This window comes from Colwellia sp. MEBiC06753 (assembly GCF_053470325.1).
In genome coordinates, this window is sequence record NZ_JBQMTM010000003.1 from 256,029 (window position 1) to 270,531 (window position 14,503).

12 protein-coding genes are annotated in these 14,503 nt (G+C 40.5%); all 12 read right to left on the reverse strand.

All coding sequences use genetic code 11. The features are described from left to right. Positions 1-18 precede the first annotated feature (18 nt). The 12 genes from ACOB82_RS04345 to hrpA all read right to left on the reverse strand — a co-directional run bounded on the left by ACOB82_RS04345 (position 19) and on the right by hrpA (position 14,176). Complete coding sequence (locus ACOB82_RS04345; RefSeq protein WP_448211710.1) at positions 19-1,437, reverse strand: cryptochrome/photolyase family protein; 1,419 nt, start codon at positions 1,435-1,437, stop codon at positions 19-21. A gap of 37 nt (positions 1,438-1,474) precedes the next feature. Then, a complete protein-coding gene (locus tag ACOB82_RS04350) occupies positions 1,475-2,440 on the reverse strand; it encodes a YbgA family protein (protein WP_448211711.1) in 966 nt (321 codons plus the stop codon). Between the two features lie 40 nt (positions 2,441-2,480). Continuing rightward, positions 2,481-3,143, reverse strand: a complete 663-nt coding sequence (locus ACOB82_RS04355; RefSeq protein WP_448211712.1) for a ChrR family anti-sigma-E factor — start codon at positions 3,141-3,143, stop codon at positions 2,481-2,483. Then, positions 3,136-3,819: a sigma-70 family RNA polymerase sigma factor gene (locus tag ACOB82_RS04360; RefSeq protein WP_448211722.1), complete on the reverse strand. Its 684-nt coding sequence runs from the start codon at positions 3,817-3,819 to the stop codon at positions 3,136-3,138. Before ACOB82_RS04360 ends, ACOB82_RS04355 begins: the two co-directional genes overlap by 8 nt. A gap of 73 nt (positions 3,820-3,892) precedes the next feature. Beyond that, positions 3,893-4,462 carry an LON peptidase substrate-binding domain-containing protein gene (locus ACOB82_RS04365; protein ID WP_448211713.1) on the reverse strand — a complete coding sequence of 190 codons (570 nt, stop codon included), beginning with the start codon at positions 4,460-4,462 and terminating at the stop codon, positions 3,893-3,895. A 128-nt stretch (positions 4,463-4,590) separates the two neighbouring features. Further along, on the reverse strand, positions 4,591-6,741 hold the full coding sequence (locus ACOB82_RS04370; protein ID WP_448211723.1) for a fasciclin domain-containing protein: 2,151 nt from the start codon (positions 6,739-6,741) through the stop codon (positions 4,591-4,593). Between the two features lie 228 nt (positions 6,742-6,969). Continuing rightward, the gene (locus ACOB82_RS04375) at positions 6,970-7,539 is read right to left on the reverse strand and encodes a DUF3833 domain-containing protein (protein ID WP_448211714.1); all 570 of its coding nucleotides are present in this window, start codon (positions 7,537-7,539) and stop codon (positions 6,970-6,972) included. Between the two features lie 28 nt (positions 7,540-7,567). Then, positions 7,568-8,140 carry a chalcone isomerase family protein gene (locus ACOB82_RS04380; protein ID WP_448211715.1) on the reverse strand — a complete coding sequence of 191 codons (573 nt, stop codon included), beginning with the start codon at positions 8,138-8,140 and terminating at the stop codon, positions 7,568-7,570. Next, the gene (locus ACOB82_RS04385; RefSeq protein ID WP_448211716.1) at positions 8,133-8,621 is read right to left on the reverse strand and encodes a DUF2878 domain-containing protein; all 489 of its coding nucleotides are present in this window, start codon (positions 8,619-8,621) and stop codon (positions 8,133-8,135) included. The genes ACOB82_RS04380 and ACOB82_RS04385 overlap by 8 nt, the downstream gene beginning before the upstream one ends. 481 nt (positions 8,622-9,102) lie before the next feature. Then, the gene (locus ACOB82_RS04390; RefSeq protein ID WP_448211717.1) at positions 9,103-9,390 is read right to left on the reverse strand and encodes a hypothetical protein; all 288 of its coding nucleotides are present in this window, start codon (positions 9,388-9,390) and stop codon (positions 9,103-9,105) included. A 433-nt stretch (positions 9,391-9,823) separates the two neighbouring features. After that, the gene (locus ACOB82_RS04395) at positions 9,824-10,123 is read right to left on the reverse strand and encodes a PilZ domain-containing protein (RefSeq protein WP_448211718.1); all 300 of its coding nucleotides are present in this window, start codon (positions 10,121-10,123) and stop codon (positions 9,824-9,826) included. 105 nt (positions 10,124-10,228) lie between these two features. Beyond that, on the reverse strand, positions 10,229-14,176 hold the full coding sequence (hrpA, locus tag ACOB82_RS04400; protein WP_448211719.1) for an ATP-dependent RNA helicase HrpA: 3,948 nt from the start codon (positions 14,174-14,176) through the stop codon (positions 10,229-10,231). Between the last annotated feature and the right edge of the window lie 327 nt (positions 14,177-14,503).

The following is a 14,503-nucleotide window of genomic DNA, read 5'->3' on the forward strand; positions in this document are numbered from 1 at the left end:
TATTCGTTTCGTTGCCAGTTATAAATAGGCTTTATAAAACGCCAGTGCTTTTTCCCGTGCCGCTTTATGTTCAACAATGGCTGGCCAATAACTTTTATTATTGGTTGCCGCCAAATATTCATGTGGAAAATGAATATATTTGTCCGGTATATCAGCCAGTTCTGGTAAATAATTACGAATAAAACTGCCTTTAGGATCAAATTTTTCACTTTGGGTAATAGGGTTAAATACCCGAAAATAAGGCTGGGCATCGCAACCTGTGCCTGCCGACCATTGCCAGCCACCGTTATTAGCGGCAAAGTCCCAATCAATCAGCTTCTCGGTAAAATATTGCTCGCCAATGCGCCAATCAACTAATAAATGTTTGGTTAAAAAGCTCGCGACAATCATGCGTAAGCGATTATGCATCCAGCCAGTGGTATTGAGTTGGCGCATGGCAGCATCAACAATTGGGTAACCGGTTTTGCCCTGTTGCCAAGCACTAATAAACGCCGGATTATTCGGCCACACTAACGCACTGTACTTGTCGTTAAAATCACGTCCTTTAATTAAATCGGGAAAATGAAACAGTAAATGGCGATAAAACTCGCGCCAGATAATTTCATTGAGCCAGCAAAAGGCCTGCGCTGGTTGCTCAGATAACAAATCAGGGTAACGATTAAGTAGCAGCGCCAGCATATAGCGCGGACTTAATGCGCCAATGGCAAAATATGGCGATAAGCCAGAGGTGCCTTTAATTCCGGGAATATCGCGATGTTCTTGGTAATGATCTATTTTGGTTTGTAAAAACGCGGGGATCACCTGCTGCTCTACTTCATCAATTAATGGCCATTTAATTGAGGCAGTATGAGCGTTATCACCTTGGGCTGTAACAACTTCAGTATCTTTGTCATCTGAGCGTAGATTAGGTGTTGATGCCTCGTTTAACCTTGGTCGATGCAAACAATCAAAGCCATGATTTCGCACATAAGTAAGCCAAGCTTTTTTAAATGGCGTAAAGACCTTAAACATTTCACCAGACTTATTAAGCACTAAGCCTTTAGGCACAATAACGTCAGACTCAAATTCGATAAATTCAATGCCCCGAGCTTTAAGCTTGGCATCTCGTGTAATTTCATTAAGTTCAAGTTCTCGATTAATAATGACTGGCTGATTGGCAAAATGCTCATGGATATAATCTGCTTGCGCGGTAAAATCAGCAACCTCGACAATCGTTAACTCAATACCTAGTTGCGCAAGCTGCTGCTTTAATAGTTGCACATGGCGCAATATAAAGTCTTGCTGAATTGCCGAAACACTATGCTGGTGCCACTGCAAGGGCGTGACAAAAAAAATGGCGCTATTCACGCCATTATCAAGTGCATAAATTAATGCAGGATTGTCAGTAATTCGTAAATCGTTTCTAAACCATAACACCATATTCATTACTTCTTTCACGTCACTTACTTAAGGTTACTTCTTTTTTACCAATGCGTTACAAACTGTAACGCAACTTTAACTCTGCGGGGTGCGGTGATAAGTAAAATTGCTTTTGTAAGTAGTCTTTAGGAAATCGCAACAAATGATGCTTAATTAAGGTTAATGGCACAAATAGTGGCACTAAGCCTTTGCGGTATTCATTTATTTGCGTAGTTAACTCATGCTTTTCTATCGGCGTAAGCTCTTTGGCGAAGTAACCTTGAATATGCTGCAAGGTATTCGTGTGCTTTCTACGCGTTGCTTTTATCGTTAATGCTGCCATTAAGCCTGCTATATATTGCTGCGCCTTGTCTTCTAAGCTGATATCGGCGTTAGCCAAGAGTTGCCCAAGCTTTTTATACGCCACTAAATCATGGCTCATGACCGTATATTTAAATTTGCTATGAAATGTAGTCAGTTTATGGGCAGTAATCCCTTCTTGCTCAAGACTTTGCCACATTCGGTATGCAAAAACTCGCGCAACAAAGTTTTCACGAATAGTGGCATCGTTTAATCGACCATTTTCTTCACAAGGCAATAATGGGTTTGCTTTCATAATTTCTGCTGCAAACATGCCTACGCCATCAGCGGTCGAGCCTTTACCATCTTCTGAGTACACTTTTACTCGTTCCATGCCACAACTTGGGCTTTTCGCACAAAAGATAAAGCCACTAAATGTGTTGGCAATCTCGGCAATTTTTTTACCATAAGCGGTTAAAGCCGCAGTAACATCATTGCTTCCGTCAGGGCGAGAAACATGAATAACATCGCCTTTACGAATTTGTCTAATGGTTGGTCGTGGTACCGGTAGCCCTATCGCCACCTCAGGACAGATAGGCTTAAAACTTACATAGTTCGCTAGTTCTTTAATGCAAAATTGTGACGTTTTGGCACTGGCATCAAAGCGGACATTTTCACCGGCGACACAAGCACTGATGCCGATGGTTATTTTATCCATTGACTGTAATGTTTGCTGATCCATAAATAAGCTATACCTCAACTAATATTCGTCCAAAAAACGACTAGTAAATAAAACTGCCTATAGGGTTTAACAATTTATTAATGCCTTGGGTAAAGTGTTGGGCATCGTTTGACACCGTATAACACAGGCAACCAGTATCTGTTGCCGGGCTATGCAGGTGTTTGCCATCGAGCAACATAAAATCGCCTGGCACATATTCACCCATTTCGTCTTTAAAAGAGCCATCTAACAATAAGGTTATTTCAAAACCTTTGTGGGTATGTTCAGGCACGGCGCCTCCGGCTTGAATTTGCAATAAACTGGCTCTCACCTCACCTTCATCTAATTCAAAGCGAGCACGAGCAAGTTTGCCAATACTGGTCCATTTACTCATTGCCATATTAGTCAGCGCTTGCGGCAATTTATATTGCGTACCTTTAACGGCAATAATCTTTTCACGCTGTACTGGCGCCAGATCAATTTCATCCGAAGCGGTTATTTGTTCAATCATGGCATCAATATCAGTTGGGGCCATTGGCACATCCATAACCGCATCAAGTTGCTCAAATTGGCGCTCTGCTTGGCTTTGGGTTAATTCTTTTACCTGTTGTTGGCATTTAGGGCACATTTCTACATGAATAGCGATGGCTGCAGCAATTGATGCTGGCAACTCGCCTTCAGCAAATTTACCCAAGAATGCTAAATTTGGGTGATGCTTAATCATGTTGCCCTCCAATACCTTCACTACCTTCAATACTGTGATTGTCACCAATATGCTGTTTCAACTTACCTAACGCCAAACGTAACCTCGATTTAACTGTACCCAGTGGAATATCTAAATGAACCGCTAATTGCTCTTGCGACATCTCCATAAAATAAAAACCTTTAATCACGCTTTGCTGGTTTTCCGGCAATTTATCAATGCAAGCTAACACCGCTTTTTTAGCCAAATGATCTGAGAACTCACCGCCTTGGTCGTTATCATAAATATCACTGCTATCGTCTAGCATCGGCCAAAAGTCATCACTTAAATTGTCTTCTTTTTTTGCTTTAATTTTTCTAAGTAAATCAAAGGTGACATTACGCATCACGGTATACACCCAAGTGGTGGGTGAACCTTTGTCAGCGTTAAACAAATGTGCTTTACGCCAAACATTGGTCATGGTTTCTTGAACGACTTCAGCGGCTAGGGAGTCATTGCCATATTTACTGGTCGCAATGCGCTGAATTTTCGGTGCGAAATATTTAAATAGCTCAGTAAATGCGCGCTTGTCTCGGCTAAGCGCAACATCGGCGAGATAGTCAGCTAAAACTTGATGTTCATTAGAATCTTTCATGCTTATAGCTTTAGCCTGTCCATCAACACTTTGCAACAAAGTATTGGCGTTTTGCCCCATGATAATATTCCTAAACAATGAAAAAACGTGATAATAACTGAGTTACGAGATAGACAAGCGTTAGGATCAAAAAGATTTAATTTTTTTCTTGGGAAAGTTCACCGCCAAATACTGTGGTTAAAAATTCTACCGCTTTATCAAAGGTATTTGCTTCAGCAAAGTGCTCTTTCTCTTCAAAATCAATCGGTAATAATTCAACCCAGCGCGCACAAACCCAATCATCATGTTCAAAGTCAGGGTGATCATATAATTTTTGCAGCGAAGGATGCGCTTCAAATAAAGCAATTAAATGCTCTTTTAAAAACTGACATTCTGGCGTGTTAACCACTTCTGGCCAGTGAGGAATAGGCTCAACATTGGCGATAAACAATTTATCTGGCTGTTGTGCAATATCGCTTATCTTCACCAGCTGCTTACATTTAACCGTGATATTAAGCATGCCATCGCTGCCAGTATCAAAATCAATTATATCAACCCAGCTCGCCCATTGGCTTAAGCGTTTATTATCTTTGGTATGCACAATGGCAAAGCCATGCGTTTGTTCGCTGCGCTTGACCATATTGAGGTAACGCTGCTCAAATATTCTTAGTTGTGTAACACCACCAGGCAATAAATAAACTGGCAGCGGGAAAATTGGTAATTTCATATCAAACCTTTACTTACTACATATTAAGTATTACGCATTTGATAGGTTTTTTGATCATTAATTTTATGTAAACAAAAAGAGCACAATTAAGTGCCCTTTCGCTTAAGTCTTCATATGATATGAAGCGATTAATTAGTAATAACGGTATCTATGACGTGGATCACGCCGTTGGTTGTATAAATATCGGTTGTGGTAACGTTACTGCCATTAATTTGCAAGGCAGTTTGGCTTTGTTTAACTTGCGACCATGTATTGTTTAGGCCGTCACCGTTATTATCGCCCACGGCATTGTCACCAGTGTAGAAATAAAGTGGACGTCCCAAATAAGTGGCTTGAATATCACCATTGTCACGCACTACCGTTGCCAAACCAGGGATAGCTGTTACCGCACCATCGGTCACTAGAACTGGCGGCCAGTTTGTTGAACAACCATCATTACAAGTGCTGCCGACTTGGCCTAAATCATTGTCGAACGTATAAACGGTAAAACCTGCCTTAGCCGAGCCCATACCGCCAACTAAACGTTGATTGGCTGCGTCATAAGCAAGTTCTTCATTAAGCCCATCTTGATATTGGGTAAAGTTGACAATGTTGATTGCTACATTCGCGCCAGATGCCGTTTCAACCATAGCACCATTGGCTGCATAGGCCGATACAGCGTTTATTTCAGCGCCACTGATCACGTGCTTTAATAAAACCGAAGTAAGGGCATCGGTATCTGAAATCAAGCCTGACAATGTCGAAGATTCGATTTTAGCAAAGGCATCATCAGTAGGGGCAAACACAGTGAAGGTCGCGTTTTCATCGGCTAAGGTATCAACTAAATTTGCCGCTTGCAGGGCTGAAACTAAGGTTGAAAAGTTAGCATCAGCGACTGCTACATCAACAATTGTACCTGTAGGCTCTCCTTTTTCTGTTGGCGGTAACATAACTTGATCAACAACGTGAATCACCCCATTACTCGCTAGGACATTAGCTGCAGAAATAGCGCTAGTGTTAATAAATAACTGGCTTTCAGTCAGTGATAACGCCGCTTTATCGCCATTAGTCATGGTTACGATATTATCTGACGATTGCGCAACAGCAAGCGCTGCATCTTGCATAATTTCGACATCACTGATCACGTGGTATAGCAAAATATCGGCTAACGTATCTGGATCGGCTAACAAGGCATTGATGGTATCTTGCCCTAACAACGCAAATGCGGCATCTGTCGGCGCAAACACGGTAAAACTACCATTGACATCGGCTAATACGCTATCTAAGCCTGTTGCTTCTAGCGCTGCTACTAACGTATTAAATGACCCTGCTTTTACAGCGACATCTACAATCGTGTCCATCGCTGACGGCACGTCGACATCACCAACAATGACCGCGTCAATCACATGAATAATACCATTGGTGGTGTAAATATCTTTAGTGATGACATTAGCCCCGCCGACGGTCAAGGTATCGGTATCAGGATTTATCAATAGCTCGACCAGTGCACCGGAAGCTGTTTCGACTTGTGTGCCGTTAAGGGTAAAAGCGCTGATGGCATCAACCTTACTAGCCACGACATGCTGTAACAAAATACTGCTGAGAACATTTGGCTCGGCTAGCAGTAAATCGATGGTTTCCTGACCAAGAATTTCGAACGCGGCATCAGTTGGAGCAAACACGGTAAATTCAGCGCTTTCATCGGCAAGTGCTGCATCAAGACCAGTTGCTTGTAACGCTGCGACCAGTGTATTGAAAGAACCTGCGGCAACAGCAGCATCAACAATATTCATGGTCGGCATCGCGCTTTCTTCCGGTGGCAGCAACACCGCGTCAATCACATGAATAATGCCATTGTCGGTTTCAATATCTGTCATGGTGACTGTCGCGGTATTGACGAGTAAACGTTCTCCGCTCAACGACAATGCAACTTTATCACCATTAACCATCTCTACCGTAGAGCCTGCACTGGCGATTGCACTTGTAGCATCGACTTCGCCGGCGATGACATGATAGGTTAATATATCTGTTAACGTTTCAGTGTCATCCAATAGTGCATTAATTGTATCTTCCCCAAGCAATGCAAACGCATCATCGGTTGGGGCAAACACCGTAAAGCTTGACTCAGTATCAGCGAGTGTTTGATCTAACCCTGTTGCTTGCAGTGCAGCAACTAAGGTAGTGAAATTGCCATTATCTACTGCTACATCGACAATTGTTTTGACTTCGACCACTGGCGGCTCAGGGATCTCGACATCAGGTCCATCTGAATCGCTTCCACATGCTTGCAAAAACAGCATGCTGGTCAACACAGTTATTAATAATTTTGATGCTTTCAACACATTACCCTCACTTTATCTTAATTGTTAGTGACGGTAACTGTTACGATCAAAAATTGAACAAAGTTCAAAATAAATTCATTTATTTCAGTGAATTAAAAATTAAAAAAACAAAATAACCCAGCGTTTAGCTAGGTATGAAAATAAACATACTTTCATGACTTTTAGGTCGTTTTGCGCTATTAAAGCTTAACTCTCCGCGTTATTTACCTCACACGATCTTAACGGTTGTTGTTTATCAAAAAAGAGGGTGATTTGGGCGAGCTCTATTCCAAACTTTCGCATTGAGGTGCGGTTAAAAACGCGATATTGATCAAGCTGATACATCCAATCATCTAAAAAGAACTCATAATTAGTGCCATCAATAGGCACAGTTAGGTGATATTGCCAGCGAAAGGCAAAACCTTGGGTTTCACCTGATGCTTGCCCTGAAACATCTGCCGCACTGCCAACATATTTATTGCTACTTCGGGTTAATTGCCATGTGCGGTAAGAAACTTCGCCATCATCAAAATAAAAAGTTTCCGCCAATGTGCCTTCATTTTGTAGCCACTGACCATTAAGCTCGACACAAAATCGGCGGGTTACCTGCTGAGAGTAATCTTGAATCATGCCCCATGCGATCACAGGGCCATCAAAATACTCGGTTAACGAAAATTTTGGCGTAGTGTTTTGATAATCATTTATTTGACTGCCACAACCAAATACTGATGCCGATAGTAAAGTTATCAGCGCTGTTCTAACGGTAAAACCTTTCATAAAACCTCAATAAATCATGGAAATAAAGTTAGTAGCTTAAATTGGCCTTAGCCATCCCTAATAACTTACGTCTTAATTCTGGCCTACTGGTATTTTTTGACAGCCATATGTCGCTAAACATTTTGCCAAAAGCGCCGCCATCAATTTTGCCTATATATTGCTGGTTAAAGTAAAAGCTGGTTTTGTCTTTAGTGACTGACATGGCTAGCTGATCGCCATCAGCTAAATTCGGCCATAATTTTTCTAACTCAGTGACATAGCGTCTATAATCGGCTTCGTTAAAGCCTAAATGCTGCCATTGCTCTATGGTATGTTGAATAAGGTCAGCTTGTTTAATATCGCGCAAATAAGTTATTTCAAAATAAAACGATTGCTCAGGATGATAACGACCCTCTGGCGCATATAATTTGCTGTGGTAAATATCCCAAAAAAGTATCGAAAGTCGCGCTTCACCTACCAATGACAAATTCTGCTTTACCCCTTGCGCTGTCGATATATTTTTGCCGAAACTTGTCATTGAAATTAATGGTAAGCACAAGGCTATAACTAATAACTTTGGGCATACTAATTTTACTAACTTTTTACAAAATTGGTTACGCATAACTTATAAAACTCCTTTTATTCAGTGACATAAGAAAAGGAAGTAGTAGAAACCATAAACAGGCTAAAATGATGAGGGTTTGGGTAGTACCATATAAAAAGCTTACCGCGCCAAGCCGTTCTCCCGCTAGATAGCTTAACGGCACTATCAATGCACCAACCAGATACGGAAAAAGTTTATTGGTATTTAAGAACTTTAAACTATGTTGCAGAGTGGCTGAAAAGCTTAGCCAAATGATGATCAACCAAAGTGGGATAATTGCCCCGCCTTCAGCAAAATCAAAAACACCAGCATGCATTAAAGCAGAATCAATGACGGTACCAATAGTTGTTACAACAAGCATTAACGTTAATTCTTGTCGAGGATGCTGGCATTGCCAAATGTGCCAACTTAGCCAAATAAATACCAGCGGTATTACACTATTGCCAAATAAGATAAGACCAAGCCAAGCTAGGTTAAAACACAACGCATTTATTATCATATCGTCAGTTCAAAACTCGGTTGAGACAGATAATTAAATTACGAATGAAATGTTAAAAGGGTTTACTTTAATTTATTGATATAAGTATTTGTTGTATTTTCATCAAGCATAGTTGAGTAGTGCCTGATTAAGGTTAACCGATAACTGTCTAATGCCCCTAAGCAACCAATGGATTACCGACTTAGGCAGTGATTGAGTTCACATAAGAGAGCCGCAATATGTGTTTGCCGTAAACTATTTTAACGGCGAAATGACAGAGCGAAATAGTAGATTTTGCTGATTGGCTGATAAATTAGCTGCCTAGCGACAGCTAAAAAAATTCTTATTGCCTATTGACGGGCAGAAGGTTCATTTGTGTTATGTGTATTAGCTAACTCTATTAAGCGGCGGTAATTCACCAAACTTTTCTTCATACTCTTTAAGTAAGTTTGCTTCAGTAGTTCTAGGATCATCACTCGCAACTAAATTTAAATAAAGTTGCTCATATGGGTAAGCATTTGATATCCCTGAGTGACTTATATCTTGTACCACATTCGTGAGAACCAGAGTTATATTCAGGGGAAATACTTTTCTTTAACTCAGCTACCCGATTAATAAATGAGTTTGCTTTACCAATATAAAGAGTACCATCTTCATCTCTAGCTAATAACCTATTTGTACAGATAGGTTTGTCACTTCCGCAGCGTAATATATAAACACCACCAGATTCACCATGAACGTCATATATTTCATGCCACATATTTTCAGACGATATTTTAAATTTAGCCAAGATGAACCTCCTTATACACATAACGCTTATTATGTAGACGTCTCAGTAATATCCATCTACTTATTTCGCACTAAAACACTAAAAATCATCAATAATTCAATTTGTTACGAACATAATTAATGGGTTTAATTATATCAATTGGGGGATTACTGAGAATTCATCGTAATATCCAAATGAATAGATAAAGTTTTATTTAATACTTTAAGACAGTTAGGCGTCTGTCTATGCATTATAAAGAGATTTACTGAGAATTCTCAGTAATAACCTAGTTAGAATTTTCTATAAAAACATGAAAACTCAAGGCCGTCCGTTATTCGCTGATAATACCCTGTCAGAAAACAAGCAAAATTCTATGGCCTAAGCGGTCAATCAACTGTAAGTACTAGATTAACTGATTAAAAATAATAAGTAGGAACTTTTTTATTGCCTGAACTTAATCAATATCGTCAATAGTAATGCCAACAAGGTATAAGTCTGCAGATTCTTCTTCAACCCGCACAACTTTCCCTGTCACCTCTAACGCTTGAACAGCAGCATTAGTAGATTCAACTTTTGCTTTTAATTTGGTGCCCATTTCTAACGGATGCGCCATTTCAATTGCCATACCAGTAGCACTTAAATCGCGACAAGTTGCGACAAACTCACTATTTATTTCATCATCTATGATGGTGACGTGCACTTCACTGTTGAGTAACATGCGATAGAAGTTACGCTTATCGTCAAAGTTAATCATTACCACTCCTTTATGGCATTAAACCTAGTTAAAAGTTTATCGCTTAATATGTTAGTTCACTTAGTTATACTTGCTATTGACTTTAACTGTCAATAAACAGCTGTGTTATAAGTCGAGGCTATTTAAGTGATTTTTAATACGTTTTACCGAAATTGGATACGCAGTTCCTAGATTTTGTGCAAATAAACTTACTCGCAATTCCTCAATCATCCAACGACATTCGATTAATGGTGCAGGCATTGGCTGATCTTTGCGTTGCTTAGCCATGGCATCAGCCAGTAATTGTTCAACCTTTTCCACTTCTAACATTTTTAATCGGTCTTGGTTTGGATCAATCGGCATTTTTTCTAAGCGCCGAATAATGGCGTTTAAATAACGAATTAAATCATCAAGTTTGCCAATACCCGTTGCCGTAACAAAGCCTTTAAATACCAGTTTATCGAGCTGATGTTTAATATCACCTTGGTTTTGGATCATGTTAAGTGGTACTGAGCCTTTAAGCTTTTTACGTATATCGTGGTGCAGGTTTAGCACCTTTTCCACTTTTATTGCGGCATCAAGCACGCAATCAGCTATTTCAGCACGCACCAAGTCGCGAACTTGATTAAAGCTTTGTTCATCGCGTGGCAGTGGTTGTTGACCAATTAAATATTGAGCCGCGGCAGTAATACAATCTTGCAATAGCTCGTTAATGCCACCAAACGGGTTAAAATACAAACCAAGCTTAGCCTTGTTCGGCAACTTCACTTCTAAGTACTTAATCGGCGATGGAATATTTAACAAGATTAGGCGGGCACAACCTAACAACATCGCTTCTTGTGCAACGGCTTCTTGTTCAAATAATTCAATCGCTACCGAGCTTTGCTTATCGACTAACGCAGGAAATGCTTTGATGGTGATATTGGCAACTTTCTTTTCATAACCTTTAGGTAAATTGCCAAAGTTCCATTGTTGAATATCGCTGCGCTCAATGTCCTTATCAGCCACTTTTTTAATGGTGGATTTAACTTTGCCCTGCAAAGATTCTTTAAGTGCAATTAAGTCTCGGCCTTGTTTAATTAACTTGCCCTTTTCGTCAATTACTTTGAAATTCATTTGCAAATGCACGGGTAATGCGCAATCTTGCCAAGCATCTTCAGGTAATCTAACGCCTGTCATGCGTAATAACTGTTTAGCTAACGCTTCTTTAAAGCTTAATTCGCCAAAAGTCATTTTGGCTAAACTTGCCTCAGCATAGTTTGGCGCCGGCACAAAGTTACGTCTTAGCGTTTTAGGCAGCCCTTTAATTAAGGCGATTGCTAGCTCATTACGCAGTGCTGGGATCGACCAGTCAAAGCCTTCATCTTGTACCTGATTTAAAATGCCGATGGGAATATGCACGGATATACCGTCGTCGATATCGCCTGGCGCAAAGTGATAACTTAGCGGTAACTGAATATGCGCTTGCTGCCAAAAATCAGGGTATGCTTGGCTACTTACTTTTGCTTCATCTTCTTGTAATAAAAAGCTTTTAGTAAAGTGTAATAACTTGGCATTGGCTTTTTTCGCCTGTTTCCACCATGCAAGAAAACTACGCTGGCAAATCACCTGCTCTGGGATACGTTGCTGGTAAAAATCAAACATTAGCTCTTCTTCAATTAAGAAACCTTTGGTACGCGCTTTTTGCTCTAAAGTTTCAATCTCTTGAACTAATGCGGCATTGTCTTTAAGAAATGCTTCATTGATGGTGCAATCTCGATTGACCAAGGCTTCACGAATAAATAACTCGCGACAGGTTTTCGGTTCAATTTTATTAAAGTTAATTTTGCGCTTTGGCACAATAATCAAGCCGTATAAGCTAAGTTGCTCATACGCCATTACTGCACCTTGTTTTTTCTCCCAATGCGGCTCACTGTAGCTACGTTTGACCAAATGACCCGCCATAGGCTCAAGCCACTGCGGTTCAATTTTTGCGACCATGCGCGCGAACAAGCGGCTGGTTTCAACCAGCTCTGCCGCCATTAACCATTTAGGTGGCTTCTTCGCAAGTGGCGAACCAGGAAAAACAAAAAACTTACTGCCACGCGCCCCTTTAAATTCGCGGTTTTCATCTAGCTGGCCAATATGGCTTAATAGTCCAGATAATAGCGCTTGATGCACTAACGCCATTTGCCCTTCTTCTTCAGGGTCAATGCGCGTCATTGGAATAGCGAGTTCTTTTAGCGTTTGTTTAAGTTGAGTGATAATGTCTTGCCATTCGCGAATACGTAAATAAGACAAATACTCTTTTTGACAAAGTTTGCGAAACTGACTACCCGATAATGCTTTTTGCTGCTCTTTCACATACGCCCATAAATTTAAGATCGACTTAAAATCTGATTGCTTATCTTTAAAGCGGCTGTGTTTTTCATCAGCTGCTTGTTGTTTTTCATGAGGACGCTCACGGGGATCTTGAATACTTAGCGCGCTAACAATAATGAATACTTGTTCGATACAACCTAAATCAATGGCGGTTAACACCATTTTTGCCAATCGCGGGTCAATTGGAAACTTTGCCAACTGTTGGCCAGACTTGGTTAATTGGTAACTTGCAGAGCGCTCATTGGTTGAATTAAGCGCTTTAGCACCTTGCTGCTTAATGGCTGCCAATTCTTCTAGTAAGCGAACGCCGTCACTAATATTGCGACTATCAGGCGCCTGAACAAATGGAAATTGTTTAATATCGCCTAAATCCAGTGACAGCATTTGTAAAATAACCATTGCCAAATTAGTCCGTAAAATTTCCGGATCAGTAAACTCTGGGCGATTGAGGTAGTCATCTTCCGAATATAAACGAATACAAATACCGGCAGAAACACGACCACAGCGACCAGCACGCTGATTAGCACTGGCTTGTGAAATAGGTTCGATTGGTAGGCGCTGAACTTTTGTTCTAAAGCTATAACGGGAAATACGCGCAGTACCCGGGTCAATCACATACTTTATACCTGGCACAGTTAAACTGGTTTCAGCAACGTTAGTCGCTAGCACAATATTGCGGCCAGAATGTGATTGAAATATCCGGTTTTGCTCAGCAACCGTTAACCGCGCATAAAGCGGTAAAATGTTAGTATTTCGGTAATTTTCTTTTTCTAATGCTGCCGCGGTATCGCGAATTTCACGCTCACCATTTAAGAAAATTAAAATATCACCTTGGCTAATGGTGGAGAGTTCATCAACAGCATCAATAATGCCGGTAATAACATCAATACTTTCCTCGCCACTTACGTCACCATTTTCATCCCTTTTTCCCGCAGCTCGAACCAGCGGACGATAGCGCATTTCCACCGGATAAGTGCGTCCTGACACCGTAATAATTGGTGCATTATTGAAATGTTTGGAAAAGCGTTCTGGATCAATGGTTGCCGAGGTAATAATCACTTTAAGATCAGGGCGCTTTTTAAGAATTTGCTTTAAATAACCTAAGATAAAGTCAATATTTAAGCTGCGCTCATGCGCTTCGTCGATAATAATCGTATCGTACTGACGCAATAATCGATCTTTTTGCATTTCCGCCAGCAAGATACCATCGGTCATCAGTTTAATGTAAGAATGATCACTGACTTGATCGTTAAATCTAACTTTATAACCAACAGCGTCACCAAGAGGTGAATTTAATTCATCAGCAATGCGGTTTGCTACTGTTCGAGCCGCAATTCTTCTAGGCTGAGTATGACCTATCATGCCATCAATACCGCGCCCTAGCGCCAAACAAATTTTTGGTATTTGTGTGGTTTTCCCTGAGCCGGTTTCACCTGCGATAATCACCACTTGATTATCTAAAATGGCCTGACCGATTTCATTAACGTTTTCAGAAACCGGTAAGCCTTGGGCATAAGTAATTGCAGGCATATTGGCAATTTTTAACTGCTTATTGGCAATAGATGCAGTTATAGCGTCGTGAATTTTTATTAACGCTTTGGCTTGTTTTTCCGGATCACTAATTTTAGTAGTACCTAAAATACGTTTTTTAAAGCGTGCTTTATCACTAAGGCTAACGTCTGATAACAGTGAAAATAATTGTTCTTGGGTCATAAATGGCAAAGCAGAATTGGCGTTGAATCAAAGTTGGCTACCGATATATGCGATACAAAACGCGATAAAATACACGGTAAAAATGATACTAAATATGATTAATCTGGCGATGTTATCAAAATCGTAATGAAAATGCTCTAGGGTCTGTTGATCTTTCAGTTTATAACTCTGTTGTTTTTGAAAAAAGGGGTCAATCGCGGTAATGCCGTTCACTTAAGGTGAGCGGCATTTCTTTTTATAGGGTACCGAGCGGGTCGTTTCTTCACACATCGAGGAAATATTCTTTGCCGCCGGGGCTCTAAGATAAGGCTTTCAGCCATACCGTAA